Genomic DNA, 22058 nt, shown 5'->3' with positions numbered 1-22058 from the left:
TTGGCATTGGGTGGTCGGCCAGCAGCACGGTTCGCAGATCGTCTCGGGTTACCGGTTAGCAATGACACGCTGCTTCGAACCGTTCGCCGATATGATCGCCCACCACCACCGCCGCCAAGCGTTATCGGCATTGATGACTGGGCGTGGCGTCGCAATCACCGATATGGCACGATTATCTGCGATCTGGAACGGCGAAAGACGATCGCGTTGTTGCCCGACCGAGAATCCTCGACCGCAAAGGCCTGGCTGGTCGAGCAGCCGCAAATCGAAATCGTCGCAAGAGACCGCGGCGGCGGATATGCACAGGCCGCTGCGCAAGCCCTGCCACGGGCCGAACAGGTCGCCGACCGCTGGCATCTCATGGAAAACGCTAGCCACGCCTTTCTTGACGCCGTTCGCAAGTCGATGCGGCAGGTGCGCATGGCAGTTGGAACAGCAACCGTAAACCCTAAGCTTCTGACTGCCGCCGAGCGTTTGCAATATGAGGGCTATCTACGGCGTGAAGAGACAAACTCTGTCATTCGTGGGCTCGTCGGCGATGGCGTGTCCATCAAGGAAATCGTGCGCAGAACAGGGCATAGTCGTAAGCTCGTTCGCAGTGTCATCCGTGATCAAAGGACCGACATCTTCCGAGTCCGGCAAACTTCGCTCGAACCACACCTCCCGTGGCTCGAAGCGCAATGGGATGCCGGATTACGAAACGGCGCTGAACTTTGGCGGCAGCTTCGGCTGGCTGGTTTTGGCGGCGGTCTCCGCGTCGTCACGGAATGGGCAACACGACGAAGAAGGGCCGAAAAGGCCGAGAACGGGCTCGGCCACGCGCCGGCAGCACGCACCATCGTCCGCCTAATGACCCTTGAGCGCAACAATTTGACCAAGGCGCAAACGATGACGGTCGCTGCGATCGAGGAGCAGCTACCAGACCTTGTCGAGGCAAGAGATGTTGTGGAGAGCTTCCACGAAATGCTGCGGCGCAAGTCTAAAGATGATCTGGACACATGGATCAACCGCGCAGCAGCAAGCTTAATCTCGCCATTCGCGAACGGCGTTATCCGCGACAGAGCAGCGGTTCAAAATGCAATCACTTCAATTTGGTCGAACGGCCAGACAGAGGGCCAGATCACCAAGCTGAAACTCATCAAGCGCCAGATGTACGGGCGCGGGAAACTCGATTTGCTTGAGGCACGTATCGTCGGAGCACCCTGATGTCATCGAAATTGCGTCAGACCCCCGTTACAACGCCGATTGACAATATCGTACTTCAAGAAAAGGACGATCTATAGCCAACTAGCTGCGCAGCAGCGAAACCGTTTCGTGCAGAAAGAGCCGCGCTATCGTTCGGCCTGCTACCTGCCGCTCATGCATCCCTTCAGTTCTGGAAACACGGTACTCAATGCGCTGACCGCTCCATTCTTCAAGATGTACGGCACCCTTCTGCCACGATTCATGCGGGAGGCCATCGTGAAGGCCGATGTCATCGCCATCGAATCCGGAACGGCCATCGTGTTCTTCGACGCGATCCGCAGGGCCAACCCGGGCGCGCGGGTGGTCTACTTCGCTCGCGACCGGCTCGACACCGTGGGGGCGTCGGAATATCTGCAGCGGCTGGAACGGCGAATTGTGCCGCTGTTCGACCGGATCGTCGTTCCCTCGTCCCGCATGGCCGAGGGCTTCCGGGAAGCCGGCAAGGTCGCGATTATTCCGCAAGGCATCGACAAAACAGGTTTCGACTCGTGCAAAGTCTCGCCCTATCCGGTTGGAACCCGCAACGGCGTCGCGGTTGGCAACATGCTGTTCGACAGAAATGCCTTGATGGCCATGGCGACCCATGCACCTGATATGAATTTTCATCTTTTCGGCGAAGGGATTCCGACCGATTTTCCATCCAATGTCCGGGTCTACGGCGAACGCGCCTTCAATGAGATCATTCCCTACATCAAGTTCGCCGATTTCGGGCTCGCTCCCTATCGCCTGAAGGAGCGTGAGCTTTATCTCGTAGAATCGAGCCTGAAGCTTCAACAGTATTCCTGCTGTGAGCTCCCGATCCTCGCTCCTGACCTGATGGCGAATTCGCGCCCGAATATCGTGGGTTACGACCAGCGACACGAAACAGACTGGGCTGGCAAGCTGAACAGAGCGGCAACAATGCTCCACCTTCCCGCTTGGAAGGAGGGTATATTGTCGTGGGATGAAGTCGCCGCGCGGTTCGAAACGGAAGTTGTTGTGTTTCAGCAAGTTTTAAGCGATTTTTCCATCCCGCACTGAGCCATCTATTGCTGTTAAAGATGCTGACGCGCCGAGGTTTTCTCGGTTGGGGGCGGATCGCTTGGAAACGCAAAAGCGGATCAGATCTAAACGAAAATGAACATTTCAAATGGTTAGATAGTTGAATGTGGGGTCAACGGTTTAGATCCTAATCAAGAGCACGAGAAAAAGCAGATTCGCGCTGTCATTCAGAATGTTCCGAAATGCCGCAATCGATACCAGACGCTACCATTTGACGATGGGCTGTGCGTGATCGGTTGGACACCCAGATGAGGTTGATTCGACGAAAAAGCCACCCAGCGACTTTGCCGGGTGGCAGTAGGCTTTTCGCGATGTGAACGGGATCGTAGGCTACCACGCCTGCGCCAATTTCTTTCCAATTGGGAGGGCTGCCCATTTGCCCTTCAGTTAGAACTTCTTCGCAACCGTCAGATAGATGGAGCGGCCGGGTGCGGCCGCAGTGCCACCGACCAGATAGGCGTAGGGTACGTAGTATTGTTCATCGGTCAGGTTCTTCACCATGAGGTTTGCAGAAAAGCCATTCTCGCTTTTGTAGCGGATCCCGGCATCAGCCGTGACGTAGCTTTTCGTTTCGTAGAGATTGTCGAGCGCGAGTGGCGCGCCGGAAGCAGCGTGAAGACCGGCGCCTGCGCTCCAGCCTTTCAGGGCATTGCCTTCATCGAAAGTGTAATCAACCCACAGGCCGCCGGAATGGCGCGGGATGGCATTGATACGGTTTCCGGCCGGCGCTCCTCCAAGAATGTCTTCGATCAGTACGGCGTCGACATAGGCGTAGTTCGCCAGGAGTTTCCAGTGCTCATCGGGTTGCCAGGTGAGTTCCGCATCGAAGCCACGGGCACGTTGCTCGCCGATGGCGAGACTTGTGAGCATCATCGGATCGCTTGGATCGATAACCGGCACGTTTGAGCGGTCAATCTGGAAGATCGCGCCGCTGCCCGAGAGACCATTCCCGAAATCGAACTTCACGCCGGCCTCATATTGCTTCGATGTTTCCGGTACGGCCGGATCCGAACCCGGTTCGACGGAAAGATCATGCTGGGACCGCGCAGGCACGCGCGACAGCGGCGATGCGGGCGGCAGACGCGCCTTCTTCCAGCTGAATGGTGACAGACCCGACGACGATCTCGGGACTGCCGGCTTTCTTGATCGGCGGTTCCGCAACTGGTGGATCGACGATTACCGCTGCGAATTCTACCGCATCTTCCGGCGCAGGCAGAATAAGCTTTCCCTGCCGCGCCATCGTCCGTCAGGTGGACAGTTGGTTCGGCTTCAAGCCATGTCGCTCGGCAAACTCATTCACCATCACTCCGGGCCGAAGGCTTTCCGATACGATCTGCCCCTTGACCTTATCAGGCCAATGTCGGTGGCTCTCACGTCCAGACTTCCTGGTTGTGAGAAACTCCAATGTAGTCTCCATGTAGAAACTCCCGTTGCTTATCCATGGATAAGCCGATCACAGATCAGGGCGGCGAGGACAACGTGGGGCCGGAACACCGGTTACGTTCTTGCGCGAACTCACAATGCCACGTCTCATAAGGCAATGCCTGCCATTACACGTTTTTGATGGTGAGTCATAACGCGTCTTTAGTGTCGTGAGTCATCACCGCATTTCGTGTCGAGCTAAGCAGCCTGCCGTTAAATTTCAGTAGGATTTGATCCGTTTTCCACTTTGCGCCGCCCCACCTAAGCCGAAGTAAAGGGCTGCATTTAAACAGATTTTTCGGGTTGAGCATGGATCACGGCGAAATGAAAAACTGGATCAAGCTCACCCGATAATCAACACCAAATCCTCATGGGCAGTCGACAAACCGGTTTTCCAGTTGGTGCGCCAGGGCCTATTTCGTATCATCCCCGGAGCTTTGACACGCTTTCGCGTAGCGCGGCCTCAAAATCGCCGCTCATCAATTCTGCTGGAAGGACAGACGGGAAACTGCGGTGGACTGCATCGAGGAGCTCAGCGTCCCCGAACGATTGGGACAGTCGTTCGCGGATCACGTTGCCTTGAGGGTCGCTCAGTTCATAACTGGCATGGCCTTTGGCCCAGCGTTCTGCATACACGATCCAGACTGCGAGGGCGAACGCGAAGGGCTGGAAGTCGGTGCGGCGCTCCAGAGCGGCGATGGCGGGGGCGGTCAGCCTTTGCGGCAGCTTCTGGGTGCCATCCATAGCGATCTGTGCAGTCGCATGAGCGATTGCCGGATTGGAGAAGCGTTCCTTCAGCTTCTCGGCATAGGCGTCGAGGTCGATGCCGAGTTGGCCGATCGCGGCGGAAGCTGCCTGCAGATGCCGGCTGACCAGCGTCTTCAGGTTCGGGTCTGCCATTACGTCCCTGACGAAGGGCTTGTCTTCAAGGCAGCCGCAATAGGCGATCAGGGAGTGGGTGCCGTTGAGCATCCACAGCTTCATGCGCTCATAGTCGCGGATATCCGGTACCAATATCGCTCCGGCGGCGTCCCAGGCGGGGCGACCGGCAGAGAAGCTGTCTTCGAGGATCCATTGGCGGAACGGTTCCGTCTCCACTGCGGCCAAGTCCTCGTAGCCGGTGCCGGCGAGGGCGAGTGCGGCAGTGGTTTCGACCGGGACCGGAGTGATCCTGTCGACAACGGTCGAGGGGAAGGCCGCTTCGGTTTCGATCCATCTGGCAAGGGCGGGGCCGTGAACCGCGCGGGAGAATTCGATAAGGCCTTCACGCAATCTGTGTCCGTTATGCGGGAGGTTGTCGCAGCTGATGGTCGTGAATGGGCGGAGGCCGTTTGCGTGACGGCGAGCGAGAGCGGCAGCGATCACGCCGATGACACCATGGGGCGATTCCTGTTCGGAGAGATCGCGGGCAATGTCGGGATGAGCGGCGTCAAGAACCCCATTGCCGGCGAGGCCGTAGCCCTTTTCGGTCACCGTCAGGCTGACGATCCTGCATTCGGGCGAGGCTATGGTCGAGAGAACATCGGCGATGCGTTCCCGTCCCGATATCACCGAGTGGAGGGCTCCGATGACCGTGGCCGTCGTTTCAGTTCCCTTCTCAAGCAGGGTGTAGCGATAGTCCTGCGGCGCAAGCTGGCTGTCTAGTGTCGAGCCACGAAGAGACGCGCCGATCACGCGCCAGTCGCCGCCCGCCGCCGCCAATGCATCCTCGGTATAGGCGAGGAGGTGCGCCCGCGCGAAATTGCCGATCCCGAGATGGACGATGCCATAGCCATGCTCTTCAGGCCTATAGGCGGACCATCGTGCGGTCTTGCCGTCGAGCGGTTTGCGGGTGGCGTTGAGCCTCATCGGGTGCGCTCCCCGGAAAACATCGGATGGGATATGGCGGTCATGATGCCGCGCAGCTCCGCCAGCCCCTTCAGGCGGCCGATGGCCGGATAACCGGGGCGAGTCTGGCGGACATGATCATCGAGAATATTCTGGCCGTGATCAGGCCGAAAAGGGATCTGCCAGTCTTTCCGACCGAGCCCTTTCCGTTCGGCTTCTTCGGCAAGTGCGGCGGCGATCACCACCACCATGTCGGTGTTACCTTCAAGGTGCGCGGCCTCATGGAACGAGCCGCCGATGCGTGCGTCCTCCAGCGCCACATTGCGCAGATGCAGGAAATGCACGCGGCTGCCGAGCCTTTTCATCATGCCGGGGAGGTCGTTGTCCCCGCGGGCGCCGAGCGAGCCGGTGCAGAGCGTGATTCCATTGGCTGGAAGGTCCACCGCATCGATCATGGTGCGATAGTCCGCTTCGGTCGACATGATGCGCGGCAGGCCGAGTAGCGGGAATGGCGGATCATCCGGATGGCAGCACAGGCGCATGCCAAGAGCCTGGGCAACAGGCGCAACCTCGCTGAGGAAGTCCACCAGGTTGGACCGCAGCCTTTCTGCGGATATGCCGCTGTAGAGTCCGAGGTGGCCTTTCACCTCGTCGATGGTCATGTGGATTGCTGCGCCCGGCAGGCCGGAAACGATGTTGCCGACAAGCTTGCGACGGCGCGTTTCATCCATCTCCGAGAACCGGTTCTTTGCCGCCTCGATCAGGTCTGAGGCGAATTCCTCCTTTGCGGCGGGCCGCTGAAGCAGGAAGAGATCGAAGGCGGCAAAGTCCACGGCGTCGAAGCGCATGCAGGTCGCGCCGTTCGGCAGGCGATACTCGAGATCGGTCCTTGTCCAGTCGAGAACCGGCATGAAGTTGTAGCAGATCGTCCGCACGCCGGCCTCAGCCAGATGGGCGAGGCTGGTTTTCCAGTTTTCGATATGCCCGCGCCATGCGCCGGTCTGCCGCTTGATGTCTTCCGAAACCGGCAGGCTTTCCACGACGTCCCAGGTCAAGCCAGAGGGATCGCCATCGCGCATGACGGAGATTTCCTGCAGGCGCCGGGCGATCTCTTCCGGCGACCATATCTCGCCGGGGGCGATATGATGGAGTGCCGTGACGACGCCTTCGACGCCCGCCTGTAGCATGTCATCGATCGAAACCGGATCGGACGGGCCGAACCAACGCCAAGTCTGCCGCATCTTCAGTCCTTTTCCTGATTGTATGAATTGTGTTCGGAGGAGCAAGGGAAAGCGGGAGACTGGGCCTCCGCGCTATTCCTTCATGCCGCTGGCGGCGACGCCCTTGACGAAATTCCGCCGCATCGCGCCGAAGAAGATCACGCTCGGGATGAGCGACAGGGCCGCGGCGGCGCTGAGGCGGCCGAGGTCGACGGTGAAGCCGGTCTGGAACAGGGCAAGGCCTACTTCAAGAACGTATTTGTCACGGGCGGTGTTGACCACCATGGGCCAGGCGAATGTCGTCCATGCCGAGAAAAATGCCAGGACGGCCAGCGTGCCGATCGGGCCGCGCATCAGGGGCAGGACGATGCGGAAGAAGATCCACCATTCGCCGGCTCCGTCCATGCGCGCGGCTTCCATCAGTTCGTCCGGGATCGATGAGATCACATACTGGCGAATGAGGAAGATGCCGAAGCTCATCACCAGATAGCCGGCCAAAAGTCCGCCGATGGAATTCAGCAGTCCAAGCTGGCGCACCCCGAGATAGAGCGGGATCATATAGACTTCGAAGGGCACGATGGCAGTCGCAAGCACGCCGAAGAAGATGATGTTCACGCCGGGAAACCGGAACTTCGCAAGCACGTAGCCCGTGAGCGACGAGGTCAGGACGATGGCGACCGTCGAAATCGCCGCAAAGGCAAGGCTGTTGCCCATCCAGATCAACAACGGCGTTTCGGTCAGCACCGAGGAGAAGTTTTCCAGCGTCGGCCATTGCGGAATGAGCCGCGGTGGCCATGCCAGCAGTTCCGCCGGCGTCTTGAAGGCGTTGGCGGTAAGCATGATCAGCGGAAGGATCATGAGGATGCCGAAGACGGTCAGAACAACGTCCACGGCAAGCTTCGACGGGGAGAAGCGTCGGGCTTCCTTGTGCTTGATGGTGTCGTTCATCGGCGTGCCGCCTTGTCACGGAAGAAAACGAATTGGCCGGCCGTCAGGGCAAGCACGATGGCGAGTAGCACGACGGCTTCTGCGGCGGCATATCCCACGCGGTAATTGCGGAAGCTGTTTTCCAGCATGTCGAGCACAAGAACACGCACGAGCTTGCCGGGCGCGCCCTGCGAGTCCGAGGCAAGGACGAAAGCCTGGCCGTAGATGTTGAAGGCAGCGATCATGGTGACGACCGAGACATAGAGGGTCACGGGCCGAAGCTGGGGTATGGAGATATGGCGGAAGCATTCCCATGCCGTTGCTCCGTCGAGCCGCGCTGCTTCGTAAAGCGAGACGGGGATGTTGCGCAGGCCGATCAGGAAGATCAGGACAGCGTATCCGAGCGCCTGCCATGAACACAGCACGATGATGCAGACAATCGACCAGACCGGATCGAATAACCACGCCTGCGCCGGAACGCCGAACAGGCCGAGAAAGGCGTTCAATGGCCCAAGCTGCGCGTCGAACACCCATTTCCACGCCATGGCGGCAGGAACGAGCGACACGATATGCGGGATGAACACGCTGGTTTCGTAGAAACCCGCAAGCGCGCTACCGAAGCGATATTGAATGAGTGCGGCAATTCCCAATGCAAGCGGGATCGTCAACGCCAGAACGCCGACGGCGATGATCGTCGTGTTGCGCAGGGCTTCGAGAAAAAGCGGATCGCTGGCGAGTTCCTGGAAATTGGCAAGGCCGATGAACGGCTTGTTGCGGGAAATGATATCCCACTTGAACAGGCTGAGCCGGAGCGTCTCGAAGATCGGGACGACCCGGACGAGAACGAACAGCGTCAGCGGCACGGCCAGCGCGCTTATCACGAAGGTCAATTGTTTGTGTCGTTTCATCTGACGGTCCTTTCATCACGGGGACGGATTTACCCGCCCCCCGACGATATGTTTCAGCCTATGGCAGATTATTTGGCCAGCAGGCCTTCCCGTTTCAGAATGGTGTCGATCTCCTTCGCGGCCTCGGCCAGAACGTCATCGATGGCCGCATCATTCGTTGCCAGAGCCGGATTGGTGAAGGCGGCTTCCAGGCGGGCGGCGAAGCGGGTCAGGATTTCGCTTGACGGTGCGATGGGCGGCAGGCTGAAATAGGTGTAATCTTTCGGAGGTGCGGCAAAGGCTTCCAGTACCGGCTTCTTTGCGATGATGGCTGCGTAATCGATATTGTTGCGCGAAGGCAGCCAGCCGACGTTTTCAAGAAGCCATTGGAGGTTTTCCGGGGTGTTGGTCTTTTCCACGAATTCCCAGGCCAGTGCGCTGCGGTTGTTCTCGACGGGCACGAACAGCGATGCCGGCACGACGAGCGAGCCCACGGGCAACGGCGCCGTGGCGTATTTCAGGTCAGGTGCTTTCTTGGCGATGTCGCTGATGACCCAGGACTCGCGGATAAACATTGCGGTCTGTCCGAGTTCGAAAGCCTCGGCATCCGCCTTCATCTGAGGGCTGACCGTTTTCGATACGAAGAGCTGTTCGAGATATTGCTTTAGCGCCTTGCGGCCCGCCTCGCTGGCGATTGCCGCCTTCCAGCCTTCGCCCTGCTTTTCAATGAGCATGCCGCCGAACTGGTGAAGGTTGATCCAGAATTTTTCGCTGATGCCCTGACCGCCACCGGACAGGCGCAGAGACCAGCCGCTCGCCGTCGGATTGCCGGAGGCGTCCCGCTCGGTCAGCTTGGCGGCATAGGCGGCATATTCCTCCATCGTCTTCGGCGGAGCGGAAAGGCCTGCCTTGGTGAATTTATCGGTGTTGTAATATAGGGCTGCCTGCCCATGATAGAGTGGTACGCCATAGATATGTTCGCCATCCGAAACGGCGGCGGAATAGACGGCGTGGAAGTTCTTCGGGTCGTTTACGAAGGTCGCGACGCTTTCCGGAGCCGGCGCCAGCAGACCCGACTGCACGTAGCGCGGGGCCTCCGATTGCATTTCGACGATGTCGGCGGCGGAGCCTGCGGGCAGGGCGAAGGCGAGGCGCTTTTCGTGTTCACGCAGGCTGATGGTCTCGACCTTCAGCTCAAAATCCGGATGCGCGGCTTTTATCTGTTCGGCGACGTGGTTGTAGAAGGGCTCGAGCTCGGGTGATCCGCCCCAGAGCGTGAGGGTCTCCGCCTGTGCCGTGCAGGAAAGACCTGCGAGCAAGGCGGCAACGGGAAGTGTCTTGAAGGACTGCAATGCCATTTCTGTTCTCCTCTTCACGAAATCGACCGTTTTAGTGTTGCTTGTTATTGGTTAGTACTCGCCACCGGAGAGCCTTGCCCCGGTTGCCTTGTCGAACAGGTGCGTGCCCGCGGCCGACAGTTTCACGGACAGGGGGGCGCCGGGTGTGCCTGGCAATCTCTCGCGGAAGACCGCAGTCACTTCCTCGCCGCCAAGTATCAGGGTGGCGTGACTTTCGGCACCGGTAGGCTCGACCGAGACGATGGACGTCTGGACGGCAGCTGGATCGCCGGGCGCACACAGGGCCAGACTTTCGGGCCGGATGCCGAGCAGAACCTCACCGGAGGGGCGCTCGAAGGGAGCCGGAAGTGCGATGTGTGTACCGTCGTGCATGACGAAGCCCGTATCCGTCGAACGGCCATTGATGAAGTTCATGGCCGGGGAGCCGATGAAGCCAGCGACGAACAGGTTGGCGGGGCGGTCGTAAAGCTCCAGCGGGGAGCCAACCTGTTCGATGATGCCGCCCTGCATGACGACGATCCTGTCGGCCATGGTCATGGCTTCCACCTGGTCGTGGGTAACGTAGATCATGGTGTTGCCGAGCCGGCGATGCAGGGACTTGATTTCCGAGCGCATCTTTACGCGTAGCTTGGCGTCCAGATTGGACAATGGTTCGTCGAACAGGAAGACCTTCGGCTTGCGTACGATCGCGCGGCCCATGGCGACGCGCTGGCGCTGGCCGCCGGAGAGCTGCCGGGGGTAGCGTTCGAGATGATCGCTGAGGCCGAGGATTGCGGCTGCGGCTTCTACCTCCTGGCGGATCTTGTCTGTCGGCGCCCGCCGCAACTTCATGGAGAAGGCCATGTTGTCGTAGACAGTCATATGCGGATAGAGCGCATAGTTCTGGAAGACCATCGCGATATCGCGGTCTTTCGACTCTATATTGTTGATGACGCGGCCATCGATGTGGATTTCGCCGTCCGATACATCCTCAAGCCCGGCGATCATGCGCAGGAGCGTTGACTTGCCACAGCCGGACGGGCCGACGAGGACGACGAACTCTCCATCTTCCATCGCAACAGTCAGCTCTCGCAATGCGTGGAAGTCGCCGTAATGTTTGTGCAGTTTGCGGATTTCCACCCGTGCCATCTTGTTTCCCCGTTATGCTTGGTGAGAGGCGGCGTGTTCCACCCCCGATATTGGTTCGCACAGGCGCAGGCCTGTTTCGCCCGGCTGCCAGCGGAAGGCGATGAAATCCGCAGCGGCACCTTCGTCGAGGCCGGTGTGCAGACCGAGTGCCCTGGCCGGGTTGATCGCGCCCATGGTGATCGCATCGGCAAGGCCGAAGCTTTCGAGACCGGCGACCAGTGCAATCCCGTCCGCGAGTGGCTTCACGGCACCTGCGAGCAGGTTCGTTCCTGCCATGGACAGACGTCCGTCGGCAGAGAGTTCCACGTCACCGCCGACAGGCTGGCGGCAACGGCCCGGCGGCATGCCTGCGAGAGCGACCATGTCGCTGACGAGGATCGACCGTTGCACTCCCTTCGCTCGCAACATTGCCGTCAGTGTCTCCCGGTCGAGATGATGGCCGTCGGCTATGAACATTGCCTGCAGCCCGGAATTGGCGAGCTGCGCCCATATCAGGTTCGGATGACGGGGCAATGTTTGCGACACGCCGTTTCCGAGGTGGGTGCTGAAGCCGGCGCCTGCCTCAGACGCCATGGCGATGTCGGCACTCGCCGCAGCGGAGTGCCCGATGGAAACGAGGCAGCCGGAGTGCCTGACATGCCGGATGAATGCCTGGCCATCCGGGGCTTTCGGGCAGAGCGTGACCAGACGTACCAGTCCGCCGGCGGCCTTTTGCCACTGGTCGAATTCTTCGGCAGATGGGGCGCGGACGTGTTCCCGCGGATGCGCACCTCGTGCGCCGTCATCCGGTGAAATGAAGGGCCCCTCGACGTGGATGCCGGGGATCATCGCGGCAAGCCAATCATGTCGGGCGCGGGCTGAGGCGATGACCGAAAGCGCGTGGCAGATCGCTTCCCGCGAAGCCGTAATCAGCGTCGGCAGAAAGGCCCTGACACCCTGCTGGCGCATTCCGCCGGCGATGGCGCAGACCGTCTCTTCATCGATGTCGGCGCGATTGAAGTCGTGCCCACTCCAGCCGTTGACCTGCAGGTCAACGAAGCCGGGCGCCAGCCAGGGGAGGTCTTCACCGGTGTATTTCTCGATATGCCGGACGGCGGCGATCCTGCCTTTCTCCACGGCAAGGCCGATAATGCGTCCGCTGATGGCGTTGCGGCCGATGATCATGCAGCGCTCCTGAAAATGTCCGGTGTCGAAGCGTCATCGAGATAAAGCCGCGCCTGATCGTGCGTGCGCAGGATGGTTGCCGGGCTATCCTCGGCCACTGCTCCCGTCAGCATGCGGGTGATGGCGTTCTTCTTGAGGGCCCCGGGCACGACGCAGATCATGTTGCCGGCGGCCAGCAGCGCCGGGATGGTGACGGTGACGGCCTGCTGCGGTACGTCGGAGAGTTGGGCAAAGCATTCATCTTCAACCTGCTGGACGCGGCAGTCCTGCGCGAGCGTGACGATCTTCACGGTTTCCTTCTCCTCGAAGCGCGCATCCGGCGGATCGTTGAAGGCCAGATGGCCGTTTACGCCGACGCCAAGGCATACGAGATCAAGAGGCTCTTCCACAAGGCGGCGGGCATAGTCCGCAGCACAAGCTTCCGGCGAGGGGAAGCGATGCGGCTCGATGCGGTGCACCCGCCCGAACGGCAGGAGCGTGAAAAGATGCCGGTCCAGCCAGTTGGCGAAGCGTGCCTCATGGCCGGCGTCCAGCCCGATATACTCATCCATATGAAAAGCGGTTATGCGGCTCCAGTCGATGCCGTTTTCGAGACGGAGGAGGGCAAGGGTGTCCTGCTGGCTCGGGGCAGCCGCGAACATGACGGACACGTGTTCCTTCTCAGCCAGCAGGCTGCGCAGCGTCGCGGCAAGATCGAGATTTGCCATTTCGGCCATGTCGTTGCGCGACGAACCGCTGCGAACAACGAGATGGTCGACCTGCCATGAAAGCGACATTTGTGAGCTCCTTCTGTGTTGCTGCAAACAAAATGCAACCGATTGCATTAGTCAATAGGCATTTTTTGTTAAACGCATCGCGATGCATTGCGAAATTTCCCATTATTTACGGGCAATCAATAATTTGTCTGTTGCGGCACTTGCAATTTTTTATGAAATCGGTTGCATAAAGGCAATCTGTAACGCACGCGCTCAGAAAGGAGACGGACGTGTCGGCAATCAAAGTCGGACTGGTCGGGCCGGGAACAATCGGCAGGGTTCATCGGGATGCGATCGCAGCCGTTGAAGGGGTGTCTCTGGTGGCAATCGCCGGAGGTACAGTGGAGGAACTGGAGCTTTTCGGAGCGCCTTCCGAAGTGCATCTCTTCCCTGATGCGGCATCGATGATCGAGCACGCCAATCTCGACGCGGTGGTGATAGCCACCCCGAGCGGAACCCATTATGCGCCGGCGCGAGCCGCGCTCGACAAGGGTCTGCATGTGGTCGTAGAGAAGCCGTTGGCCGTTGATCTGGATGAGGCGATCGATCTCTATCGACGGTCAAAGTCGGTCGGTCTTGTCTGCGCGACCATGTCCCAGAGACGGCTGGAGGCGCAGCATCAGGATATCTACCGCCGTCTGCAAGTCGGCGAACTTGGTCGCCCCGTCGCCATCGAAGGGCAGGTCTATTGGCATCGCTCCGACGCCTATTACGACGAGAAGCCCTGGCGGAAACTCGATGTGCAGGGCGGTGGTTCGCTCTTCAATCAGGGCATTCACACGCTCGATCTCATGCTTTGGTTCTTCGGTCCTGTCGCCAGTGTTATGGCGGAGGCGACGAATATCGCTGGGCGCGAGGGTGGGAGCGAAGATCTTTGCCAGGCACTCCTGACGTTCGAGAACGGCGCACGCGGGATCGTGGTCACCAGCACCGCAACGCCGCCGGGCCGGCCTGCTTCGCTGATGCTGTTCACGGATCAGGGGCATACGGCGATCAATCATACGGACGTCGTCGAGTGGACATTCCCCGACCAGCCCCGGCCGGCCGCAGCCGACGCCTCGATCAAGAGCGGTGCGGGCAGCCAGGTCAGCATCGGTATCCGTGGCCATGTCGATCAGTGGCTCGATATCCGGGATGCGATTGTCACCGGACGGCCGGCAGACATCACCTTCCGTGACGGCCTTGAGGCGGTTCGCGTCATCACCGCCATCTATCGTTCGGCCGAGACCGGGCGTCGTATTGCCATGAGCGAAGTGGGAGACGCTTGATGTCCGTCAAGAAGCTTGCCATCCTCGGCGCCGCCCACGGACATGTCAGCTATGTCACCGACGGTCTCGCCGGACGGTCGGATGTGGAACTGGTTGCGCTCGTCGATCACGACGAAGCGCGCCGTCGGAGTTTCGCGGAAAAGCTCGGGGTTCCCGGCTATGCGGATCTCGATGCGCTGCTTGCGCGGCATGAAATCGATGGCGCGGCCGTGGTCGCCGAGCCGGGATTGCGCGCCGGACTGATCGAAGCATGCCTCGAACGGGACATCTTCGTCATCGCTGACAAGCCTCTGGCCCTGACAGTGGAAGAGGTGGAGCGGATCGGCAAGGCCGATGGCGGCCACAACCGCGTCGCGCTGATGCTGGAAAAGCGCTTTTATCCGGTGACGAGAAAGGCGCGCGAACTCTTTCTGAACGGAGAGATTGGCGACCTCGTGGCGGTGACCGCGACGGGTCCCCATAAGCTCCTGCCGTCGGCGAGGCCGGCGTGGTTCTTCGATACCGCTCTCTACGGAACCATCGTGAACGATCTGGCGGTCCACGACATCGATCTCGTCCTGTGGCTGACCGGGGCCTCTTCAGGCCGAATCAGCGGCTGGAAAAGCCCGCGCCATCCCGAGGGGCATCAGTCCTTTTCTCTGGCCGGGCGTGCGCTTCTGACCCTCGATACCGGCCTGCAGGCGGCAATCGACATGGACTGGAGGCAGCCGGAGGCCGCAATCAGGCATGGCGACTACGCAATGCGTCTTGTCGGAACCCGGGGACGCATGGATATTCTGTTCGGCGAGGGCCGCCTTCTGGTGGAAACCGATGAACGTTGCCTTTGGGAGCCGGAACTGCCGTCGCCCATCGGGCCGGCGCAGGACGCTCTCGATGCTTTGACGGGGGTAGCGCTTTTGCAGGTATCGACAAAAGAGGCGCTTCTGGCCAGCCGTATCGCGGCGCTGGCCGCTCTCAGCGCTGAAAACGGGGGACAGGACTATCTCTGGTAAGAATGAACAGAAGTCGAAGGAGCGCGTGAAACCGACGCTGGAGGAGATTGCTCTTAGGGCCAACACCTCCCGCTCGACGGTATCGCGCGCCTTTAGTCGCCCGGACCTGCTCAATCCGAAGACGGTGGAGCAGATCCTCGCGATTGCGGAAGAGATAGGTTATCGACCGAACAACATGGCCCGGGCGCTCTCAACTGGGAGAACAGGCAATATCGGGCTGCTTGTGCCTGATATTGCCAACCCGTTCTTTCCACCGCTCATCAAGGCCATTCAGCAGAATGCGGATGCTCATGACCTCTGCCTGTTCCTAGGCTCGTCGGGAGAAAGCGCTGCACGGGAAAATACGCTTTTCCAGCGTCTGGCCAGCCAGACGGATGGTATCATCTTGGCGTCGACCCGGCTCAGTGAGGCGCAGGTGAGGGCGCATGCCAAAAGGCACCCTATCACGCTGATCAATCGCGACATCGTGGGATTGCCACGCGTATTGATCGACACGCAGGCGGCCGTGACGGATGCCATCGGATTCCTGATCGAGAGCGGCCATCGCGATATCGCCTATCTCTCGGGTCCGAAGGAATCCTGGTCGAACCAGCAGCGCCTCGAGGCGGCGGGAGCAGCGTGCCGGCGTGCCGACGTCCGGTTCGAGGTGATCCAGCTATCGGAACCCAGTTTCGAAGGCGGTGAAAAGGCTGCCGAAGAGGCCGTCGCCGCAGACGTGACCGCGATCCTTGCGTTTGATGACCTGACGGCTCAGGGAGCACACGCCCGACTTTCGGCCATGGGAATCGTCGTTCCCCGGGAGATGAGCCTTATCGGTTGCGACGATGCGCTACCCGCTATGACCTATCCCGCACTCTCCACGCTCAGCGGGCTTTCCCTGGAGGCGGGGAGGCATGCCCTCAAGTTGCTCCAAGACGCTATTGAGCATAGGGAAAGTGTTCAGGACATGAAGGTTGTTTTGGGTGCACGCTTCGTTCGTCGCGATACCACAGGTTCGGCGCCGTCGAGATCTCGTCGTTAACTTCTCGCTCCGGCTAAATCAGGGCCAAACGGTAGGCCTTAGCAGAGATCGTTTGAGGGCGTCGTCACGTTGTCCGGGGCTTAACGCTTGACCAGTAATTGGACGCGATGAGCGCGCCGACCATCAGCTACAAGAACCACCGCTTCCCACCGCAGATCATCGCCCATGCGGTCTGGCTGTATTTCCGGTTTCCGTTAAGCCTGCGCTTGGTGGAAGAAATGCTGCTGGAGCGCGGCATCGTCGTGTCCTACGAAACGATCCGGCGCTGGGGCCGCAAATTCGGTGCGGCCTACGCAAAGCGACTGCGCAGAAAAACGCCGTCGAGAAAGGATATCTGGGATCTGGACGAGGTGGTCGTGACGATCGGCGGTCGAAAGCATTGGCTTTGGCGAGCCGTCGATCAGGACGGATATGTTCTCGACGAAATCGTGCAGGTGTTGGTATCCCCTCACCAACCACGATCCGGCGCGTGCGACAGAAACTGAACCTGTCGCAGCGGGAGGCAGGAGGCATACTCAAGGTCGATGAGAAGGCCTTCGACAAATACGAACGCGGACTGGTCGAGCCGAGCGGGCCGACCAGCCAGTTGCTACGCCTCCTTGACCGTCACCCGGAATTGGTTGACGAATTGCGTCGTACATCCTTAGTGGTATGAGCATTTCACTGAATGGCGCTGTTGCATTTATTAATATTCGCCCCGTCGCTTGGGGGGGTGTATTAGAAACATCGATATCGCAAATTCATCCGCATCAACGCACCTGGTAAAAAGCGGGCCAAATTTATCATGTTAACAACTATTGAAAAACTGCTCAAGCGGCTGGAGGATCTGGAGACGCAAATGACGATTGCTTGCGATCTGAAGGTGTCTTCCGAGGCTCGCCAACATCTATTGAATGAGCTGATGGAACAGCATCGCTTGATTGCTCAAGAGATCATGGAGCTGAGGCTGCGGGAAAAGATGGACGGAAGTGAATGACTGGCCAGACGCGTCATCGGCAAGTCTCCTTATCCGCGAACAGGCGATCGGTGAACTGCCACGGTCCAGGAGACGAGCAGAATCTGATACCAGTATAAATGCTGGCATCATATTGAGCGGTCTTTCCCCACACATTAACCTCATAATGCGGATCGTGTGTCCGCGAGTGGTGTAGCCGGATTCATCGCCATCGGCGGTTTCCGGTAGGGCCGGCGTGAAGAGCAGCGATTCAAGGGAGCAAAGTAATTATGTCGCGGGCCTCGCCCGCACCAGCAACCGTATTACTTGCGCTCGGGGGGGCGGGCGGCTGGCGTTGTGGTCTCGCGCCGTGACAAACTCCTAGTTTATTACCGCCTGGCAATGCCAAAAATCATCGATCTTCTGGACGAGGTCGCACGCTTCCTGAAGAGCAATCCTTCCCCCGCATAAAAGCAACTGCTGTTCCACCCCCACGTTGTCCACTGCCGTCTCATCTGCGATCGAGTTTTCATGGAAAAGTGACAAGGAGTTTCTCCATGGAGACTACGTTGGAGGTTGTCACGACGCGGCCTGGCCGACGAGAGATACATCGGCAATGGCCGGATGAGATAAAGGCGCGGATCGTATAAGAAAGCTTGCGGCCGGGTGTGATGGTGAATGAGGTCGCGGCCCGTCACGGGCCGAAGGCCAATCATCTGTGGATCTGAACACCGGCACGACAGGGCAAGCTGGTTTTGCCTGAGCCAGAGGGTGCAATTGAATTCGCGACCATGGTCGTGGAGACGTCCGCACCGTAGCCGTTCGCCGCCAAACAGATGTCTCAGGCCGAGATTATCGTTGGCGCTGTTAAGATCCGTCTTGAGGAAGGAGCGTCTGCAGCCCGGATCGCGCGTGCACTGGCGGCGATGATATGATCTTCCCCTCGAACCGACTGCGGATCATGGTGCGACCAAACCGGTAGACTTCCGTAAAGGGCATGATGGATTAGCAGCTCTTGTGAAGAAGGAGCTGCACAAGGACCCGTTTGCGGGAACAGTATTCGTGTCCAGGTCTCGCAAAACAGACCGGCTGAAGCTGATCTACTGGGATGGCACTGGTATCGTGCTGGCCTACAAGCGGTTGGAAGAGCACAGCTTTACTTGGCCCGGCATCAAAAACGGACTGATGAACTGACCCATGCTCAGTTCGAAGTTAAACAGTTCTGTCGTAGCTTGTTTTCGCAATTAAACCTCGCGCCGCCTTCATTCCACAATACGCTGAGAGCCTCTTTCTGAACCGCAGCGGGTTTGCCAGATCAACCGGCAGAGTTATCAACTGACAGAATTGGGAGAGCGTCTCAGCAGCACGGCCAATTCCGCCTTGGGCAGGGCCCCAGAAAAATAAAACCCCTGAATCAGATCGCATCCCTGCTTTGTAAGAAAGTCCAGTTGCTCTCGGGTTTCCACACCCTCCACCACCACCTTGAACGACATACCTTTCGCAAGCGATATGATGGCAGATGTCAAGCTGCACTGTCTGGCGTCGGTTGGAATATCAGTGATAAAGCCACGATCGATCTTGATACAGCTGCATGGCAATTCCGCCAGATAGGACAGACACGAATACCCTGTCCCAAAATCGTCGATCGCGATCCCTACGCCCATTTCCCTCAACTCGTTCAGGAGAGGCAAGACTTCGTTTTCGCGCTGGATGTAAGTTGACTCCGTTATTTCGATCTCAAGCTGTCTCGCAGGAAATCCAGTTTCTGACAGAAGTCTCCTCAGGAATGGTATGAAGCGACCAAATCGCAACTGGCTGGCCGATATATTCACGGATAGCGTGACCGGGAGATAGCCAGCCTGAAGCCATTCCTGCCCGTCGCGGCATGCCCTTTCAAGAACATATTCGCCCAAGGCCTCAATGAGACCAGTTTCCTCCACAACCGGGATAAAATCGGCCGGAGAAACAATACCAAGTTCCGGATCCGACCACCTTACGAGTGCTTCAACGCCATGCAGTTCATGGCCAACAGCCGTAAATTGCGGCTGATAATAGACATCGAGTTCGCCGTTGGCGATCGCGTTTTTCAGCTTTAGCCCCAGCTTCACCCGCTTCTGGCTCTGCGTGGTCAGCCGGTCTTCATAAACACCGACTGACCCACGTCTGGAACGTTTCGCCTCGTATAGAGCTGCGTCGGCCCCAAGAAGGGCATCATGATCTCCGGGACGAAGGTGATAGCTCACGCCAATTGTTGCGGAGGAAAACACTTCCAGATCATCGCGGATGTGAACAGTCTGGCCGAAGCAAGATTGGATTTTCTCGATGATGCCTTCGATAAAGCTGTGATCGCCAGACTGAATGAGAAAGGCGAACTCATCACTCCCGAGGCGACAGAGGACATCGCCCGAAGCTAAATAGTTTTTGCGGAGATTGTCGAGTCGTTCGGCAATCAATTGGAGCACGCGATCACCGACACCGTGACCGTAGCTGTCATTCACGTCCCCAAAATAATCGAGATCGACTATGATCAATGCATGCGGAACATTCTGGAAACCAGCGCGGCTTTTATCAAGAGTGCGGCGGTTCGGTAAGCCGGTCAGATGATCGTGCGATGCGAGGTATTCGAGTTTTGCCTGCGCCGTCTTTTGTTCTGTAATGTCCGTCACTGAATAAACAAAGGTGTCGCCGCCGCTCGCGTCCTCGCCGGCAGGGGTAATAGAAAGTATGCCAGGCCGATGCCTGTCCGCTCCAAACATGACCTCCCGACGCCATTGCCCAGCCGCGCCGTGCGGCCGCGAAACGGGCGCCCCGTCGATCCAGAATGATTTGTTGATATCTGTATCGTGCCGATCGGTGTGATCGTAATTTATACCCAGCATCGCCCGAAAAGCCGCATTTGCTTTCAGCACCTGGCCGAGATGATTGACGATGGCAAGACCTTCGGTCGAATTCCTGAATACGATATCCCCACGCCGAAGGTCCTGATCCTTTATGGTCATCTCTTTGATCAGATCAGCGCTGCTGGAAGCCAGCAGATGCCATCGAACGGTATCTGTTTCCAGATAATGGATAAATGCCTGCCGCTTCCACAGCACAAACAAGGCCAGCGACATACCATAGGCAACTGCGATAAGGATCTTTCCCGCCAGTCCGCCAATGACGGTCGCAACGATCTGCGCGTTGATACCAAATGCGATGAAAGGAAAGGCAATGCCATCAAGCACGAGAACGAGCACGAAAGAAAGAATGTAGATGGCCGCCGTGATGAAAAGCGAGGGTTGCTTTTTTTTAACGGCCTCGAAAATGAAAAGCAGAAACAGGAGCTCAGAGATGATCAGAACACCTCCAAGCGCAATCAGCGGCGTGGATGTTTCAAATAATCCTGGTGGAACCGCATGTGGATTGATCACACCGTCCGTTTCCAGAATCGAATGCGTCAGGGCGGACAAAACGATTTTGAAGATATCGACCAGAACCACAAGCCGAACCAGATGCCTGAGGATAAAGGCGTCTCTTTCAACCCAAACGAACATCACCGACGTCATCATGAAGGCGCCGTAACACAGGTTGCCACCGGAGACGACGACACCATCGGTGATGGGCAGGGAATAGACATTCCCCATGAAACCGCCGATCAGCAGAATGAGCGCGATGTAGGTATAAAAATGGGTGCGCCGGCTTGGTGCCGGGAGCATCGTAAAATAAAGGGGGAATAAAGAGAAGGCGATGAATTGCGCGATTAGCAAAAGAGCCATTGTGATCAATCCGCCGAGTTTCCATCAAAATGCCCGTAGAATATCTCACATTGCAGCATGGGTTGCTCGACAAAATCACGTTTCTCAGAACTGGCAGAAGCCCATTCGGGTTCTCCGGTTCGAATATTCAGTGCCTTTTCAAATATCAACTTCGATCGATAGGCGTTGAATGGCACAGGTTGGCCCTTATGGGCTGCGCGTCTGATTTTCGCGCAAAGATAGTCAATTGCAGCTTTAAGTTCTTCATCCCGAATATTCGGGTTGCGAGCTAGCGCATGTTCGGCAGGCATCATGCCCTCCACAATTCCAGTGCAACCGAATGATATTGTAAAGACAAGCGGTTAAAAGGCGCTGAAGCGGTGTAGCGAGTTGTTGCGACGGTTCTCCGTCATGTGTGCCAAATTCGATCACGCGGCTTGGAATGTGGCTGGTAGAGCCGAGAATGCCACATCCCACACGCGGTACATTTGCCACCTCGACAAATCCATTCACTGCTCTGTCTCGCCTTTTCGAGTTGACTGTCAAGTCTTGAGCGACTTGTCTCTAGCAGCCCGTCTCAGGCAAGATAAAACGAGTTGCTCTTGTCGCAAAATTAAACTCAGGCTTTTGCGCCTCAGTTTTGCAACTCGCTTTCTCAACCGTTGTTCAGGCGGCGATTTTTGCAGAAAACTATCCGATTGTGCAGATCGAGGTCTCGGGAGATGAATTCTCTGCCGTAACATCTTCGGAAGAATGCGCTGAATGAGGCTTGACCAGTTGCGTAGCCTTATCAGGCGAAGCAGGTGGTCATAGCCGGGCAATAGGTATCACAGTGGTCTTGCGAAGCCACACTGCAAGGAGACCGGCTATGACCGACAACAACATTACCGCATCCGCTCCCGTTCTGGAAGCGATCGATATTTCTAAGGAACGCCACGAAGTGCTGATCGAAGCGCCGGACAGAATCCGTGGCCGCCGAGTAAGCGTTCTCAACAATCTCGATGAGTTTGATCGCCTGATCAGCCTATTGCGCAGTTATCAGCGCCCTGTCCGCGTCGGGCGTTGTCACGTTGTTCGTGGCTTAACGGTTGACGGATAACCGGACGTGATGAGCACGCCGACCATCAGCTACAAG

At 58.3% G+C, this 22058-nt stretch carries 20 protein-coding genes and 3 pseudogenes; 10 read left to right on the top strand and 13 right to left on the bottom strand.

Annotated elements, in window-relative coordinates:
• Both AKG12_RS27615 and AKG12_RS27610 read left to right on the top strand, forming a co-directional pair.
• Nucleotides 1-1206, top strand: a 1206-nt coding sequence (locus tag AKG12_RS27615) for an ISL3 family transposase (RefSeq protein WP_052821294.1), incomplete at its 5' end; no start/stop codon positions are given.
• A 39-nt stretch (nt 1207-1245) separates the two neighbouring features.
• Nucleotides 1246-2265 (top strand): glycosyltransferase, encoded by a 1020-nt coding sequence (locus AKG12_RS27610; protein ID WP_404801047.1) that lies wholly within the window; start codon nt 1246-1248, stop codon nt 2263-2265.
• A 408-nt stretch (nt 2266-2673) separates the two neighbouring features.
• Here AKG12_RS27610 and AKG12_RS27605 read toward each other — a convergent pair whose 3' ends face one another.
• From AKG12_RS27605 to AKG12_RS27560, 11 genes are all read right to left on the bottom strand, one after another.
• Nucleotides 2674-3339: a TonB-dependent siderophore receptor gene (locus tag AKG12_RS27605; protein WP_052821292.1), complete on the bottom strand. Its 666-nt coding sequence runs from the start codon at nt 3337-3339 to the stop codon at nt 2674-2676.
• Nucleotides 3317-3526 carry a hypothetical protein gene (locus AKG12_RS30895; protein WP_162249013.1) on the bottom strand — a complete coding sequence of 70 codons (210 nt, stop codon included), beginning with the start codon at nt 3524-3526 and terminating at the stop codon, nt 3317-3319. Before AKG12_RS30895 ends, AKG12_RS27605 begins: the two co-directional genes overlap by 23 nt.
• A gap of 6 nt (nt 3527-3532) precedes the next feature.
• Nucleotides 3533-3703, bottom strand: coding sequence for a transposase (locus tag AKG12_RS30515; protein ID WP_137088084.1), 171 nt, complete (start codon nt 3701-3703; stop codon nt 3533-3535).
• Nucleotides 3704-4131: 428 nt separating this feature from the next.
• Nucleotides 4132-5556, bottom strand: coding sequence for a mannitol dehydrogenase family protein (locus AKG12_RS27595; RefSeq protein ID WP_052821291.1), 1425 nt, complete (start codon nt 5554-5556; stop codon nt 4132-4134).
• Nucleotides 5553-6776 (bottom strand): mannonate dehydratase, encoded by a 1224-nt coding sequence (gene uxuA / locus AKG12_RS27590; RefSeq protein ID WP_052821290.1) that lies wholly within the window; start codon nt 6774-6776, stop codon nt 5553-5555. The genes AKG12_RS27595 and uxuA overlap by 4 nt, the downstream gene beginning before the upstream one ends.
• Before the next feature lie 72 nt (nt 6777-6848).
• Nucleotides 6849-7703: a carbohydrate ABC transporter permease gene (locus AKG12_RS27585; protein WP_052821289.1), complete on the bottom strand. Its 855-nt coding sequence runs from the start codon at nt 7701-7703 to the stop codon at nt 6849-6851.
• Nucleotides 7700-8590 carry a carbohydrate ABC transporter permease gene (locus AKG12_RS27580; protein ID WP_052821288.1) on the bottom strand — a complete coding sequence of 297 codons (891 nt, stop codon included), beginning with the start codon at nt 8588-8590 and terminating at the stop codon, nt 7700-7702. Before AKG12_RS27580 ends, AKG12_RS27585 begins: the two co-directional genes overlap by 4 nt.
• Nucleotides 8591-8658: 68 nt before the next feature.
• Nucleotides 8659-9927, bottom strand: a complete 1269-nt coding sequence (locus AKG12_RS27575; RefSeq protein ID WP_052821287.1) for an ABC transporter substrate-binding protein — start codon at nt 9925-9927, stop codon at nt 8659-8661.
• Nucleotides 9928-9978: 51 nt separating this feature from the next.
• Nucleotides 9979-11055: an ABC transporter ATP-binding protein gene (locus tag AKG12_RS27570; RefSeq protein ID WP_052821286.1), complete on the bottom strand. Its 1077-nt coding sequence runs from the start codon at nt 11053-11055 to the stop codon at nt 9979-9981.
• 12 nt (nt 11056-11067) lie between these two features.
• The gene (locus AKG12_RS27565) at nt 11068-12219 is read right to left on the bottom strand and encodes an N-acetylglucosamine-6-phosphate deacetylase (RefSeq protein WP_082179087.1); all 1152 of its coding nucleotides are present in this window, start codon (nt 12217-12219) and stop codon (nt 11068-11070) included.
• Nucleotides 12216-12995, bottom strand: a complete 780-nt coding sequence (locus AKG12_RS27560) for a 6-phosphogluconolactonase (RefSeq protein ID WP_225341555.1) — start codon at nt 12993-12995, stop codon at nt 12216-12218. Before AKG12_RS27560 ends, AKG12_RS27565 begins: the two co-directional genes overlap by 4 nt.
• A 209-nt stretch (nt 12996-13204) precedes the next feature.
• On the opposite strand from AKG12_RS27560, the gene AKG12_RS27555 reads away from it, so the two are divergent.
• From AKG12_RS27555 to tnpB, 7 genes and pseudogenes are all read left to right on the top strand, one after another.
• On the top strand, nt 13205-14242 hold the full coding sequence (locus AKG12_RS27555) for a Gfo/Idh/MocA family protein (RefSeq protein ID WP_052821285.1): 1038 nt from the start codon (nt 13205-13207) through the stop codon (nt 14240-14242).
• A complete protein-coding gene (locus AKG12_RS27550; protein WP_052821284.1) occupies nt 14242-15234 on the top strand; it encodes a Gfo/Idh/MocA family protein in 993 nt (330 codons plus the stop codon). The genes AKG12_RS27555 and AKG12_RS27550 overlap by 1 nt, the downstream gene beginning before the upstream one ends.
• A gap of 25 nt (nt 15235-15259) precedes the next feature.
• Nucleotides 15260-16255, top strand: coding sequence for a LacI family DNA-binding transcriptional regulator (locus AKG12_RS27545; protein ID WP_052821283.1), 996 nt, complete (start codon nt 15260-15262; stop codon nt 16253-16255).
• A 97-nt stretch (nt 16256-16352) separates the two neighbouring features.
• A pseudogene (locus tag AKG12_RS30510) lies at nt 16353-16689 on the top strand (IS6 family transposase); the annotation flags it as partial.
• A gap of 35 nt (nt 16690-16724) precedes the next feature.
• A complete protein-coding gene (locus AKG12_RS30505) occupies nt 16725-16910 on the top strand; it encodes a type II toxin-antitoxin system MqsA family antitoxin (protein ID WP_233285222.1) in 186 nt (61 codons plus the stop codon).
• A 129-nt stretch (nt 16911-17039) separates the two neighbouring features.
• A complete protein-coding gene (locus tag AKG12_RS27535; RefSeq protein ID WP_052821282.1) occupies nt 17040-17231 on the top strand; it encodes a hypothetical protein in 192 nt (63 codons plus the stop codon).
• A gap of 936 nt (nt 17232-18167) precedes the next feature.
• Nucleotides 18168-18383 (top strand): annotated as a pseudogene (gene tnpB / locus AKG12_RS30500) (IS66 family insertion sequence element accessory protein TnpB); the annotation flags it as partial.
• A gap of 137 nt (nt 18384-18520) precedes the next feature.
• Here the strand turns inward: tnpB and AKG12_RS27520 are convergent.
• Nucleotides 18521-20944 carry a putative bifunctional diguanylate cyclase/phosphodiesterase gene (locus tag AKG12_RS27520; RefSeq protein WP_052821281.1) on the bottom strand — a complete coding sequence of 808 codons (2424 nt, stop codon included), beginning with the start codon at nt 20942-20944 and terminating at the stop codon, nt 18521-18523.
• 5 nt (nt 20945-20949) lie between these two features.
• The gene (locus AKG12_RS30890) at nt 20950-21237 is read right to left on the bottom strand and encodes a hypothetical protein (RefSeq protein ID WP_052821280.1); all 288 of its coding nucleotides are present in this window, start codon (nt 21235-21237) and stop codon (nt 20950-20952) included.
• Between the two features lie 554 nt (nt 21238-21791).
• Here AKG12_RS30890 and AKG12_RS27510 point away from each other — a divergent pair.
• A pseudogene (locus tag AKG12_RS27510) lies at nt 21792-21980 on the top strand (IS110 family transposase); the annotation flags it as partial.
• Nucleotides 21981-22058 lie beyond the last annotated feature (78 nt).

Origin of the sequence: Agrobacterium sp. SUL3, from assembly GCF_001263295.1 — a bacterium.
GTDB classification, from domain to species: Bacteria; Pseudomonadota; Alphaproteobacteria; order Rhizobiales; family Rhizobiaceae; genus Agrobacterium; species Agrobacterium tomkonis.
This window is presented reverse-complemented; position numbering and strand designations above follow the sequence as displayed.

Excerpts from the sequence above, each read along its gene's own strand:
- AKG12_RS30895 (WP_162249013.1), bottom strand. The coding sequence starts at position 3,526 with ATGGCGCGGCAGGGAAAGCTTATTCTGCCTGCGCCGGAAGATGCGGTA.
- AKG12_RS30515 (WP_137088084.1), bottom strand. The coding sequence starts at position 3,703 with ATGGAGACTACATTGGAGTTTCTCACAACCAGGAAGTCTGGACGTGAG.
- AKG12_RS27595 (WP_052821291.1), bottom strand. The coding sequence starts at position 5,556 with ATGAGGCTCAACGCCACCCGCAAACCGCTCGACGGCAAGACCGCACGA.
- uxuA (WP_052821290.1), bottom strand. The coding sequence starts at position 6,776 with ATGCGGCAGACTTGGCGTTGGTTCGGCCCGTCCGATCCGGTTTCGATC.
- AKG12_RS27585 (WP_052821289.1), bottom strand. The coding sequence starts at position 7,703 with ATGAACGACACCATCAAGCACAAGGAAGCCCGACGCTTCTCCCCGTCG.
- AKG12_RS27580 (WP_052821288.1), bottom strand. The coding sequence starts at position 8,590 with ATGAAACGACACAAACAATTGACCTTCGTGATAAGCGCGCTGGCCGTG.
- AKG12_RS27575 (WP_052821287.1), bottom strand. The coding sequence starts at position 9,927 with ATGGCATTGCAGTCCTTCAAGACACTTCCCGTTGCCGCCTTGCTCGCA.
- AKG12_RS27570 (WP_052821286.1), bottom strand. The coding sequence starts at position 11,055 with ATGGCACGGGTGGAAATCCGCAAACTGCACAAACATTACGGCGACTTC.
- AKG12_RS27565 (WP_082179087.1), bottom strand. The coding sequence starts at position 12,219 with ATGATCATCGGCCGCAACGCCATCAGCGGACGCATTATCGGCCTTGCC.
- AKG12_RS27560 (WP_225341555.1), bottom strand. The coding sequence starts at position 12,995 with ATGTCGCTTTCATGGCAGGTCGACCATCTCGTTGTTCGCAGCGGTTCG.
- AKG12_RS27550 (WP_052821284.1), top strand. The coding sequence starts at position 14,242 with ATGTCCGTCAAGAAGCTTGCCATCCTCGGCGCCGCCCACGGACATGTC.
- AKG12_RS27535 (WP_052821282.1), top strand. The coding sequence starts at position 17,040 with ATGTTAACAACTATTGAAAAACTGCTCAAGCGGCTGGAGGATCTGGAG.
- AKG12_RS27520 (WP_052821281.1), bottom strand. The coding sequence starts at position 20,944 with ATGGCTCTTTTGCTAATCGCGCAATTCATCGCCTTCTCTTTATTCCCC.
- AKG12_RS30890 (WP_052821280.1), bottom strand. The coding sequence starts at position 21,237 with ATGATGCCTGCCGAACATGCGCTAGCTCGCAACCCGAATATTCGGGAT.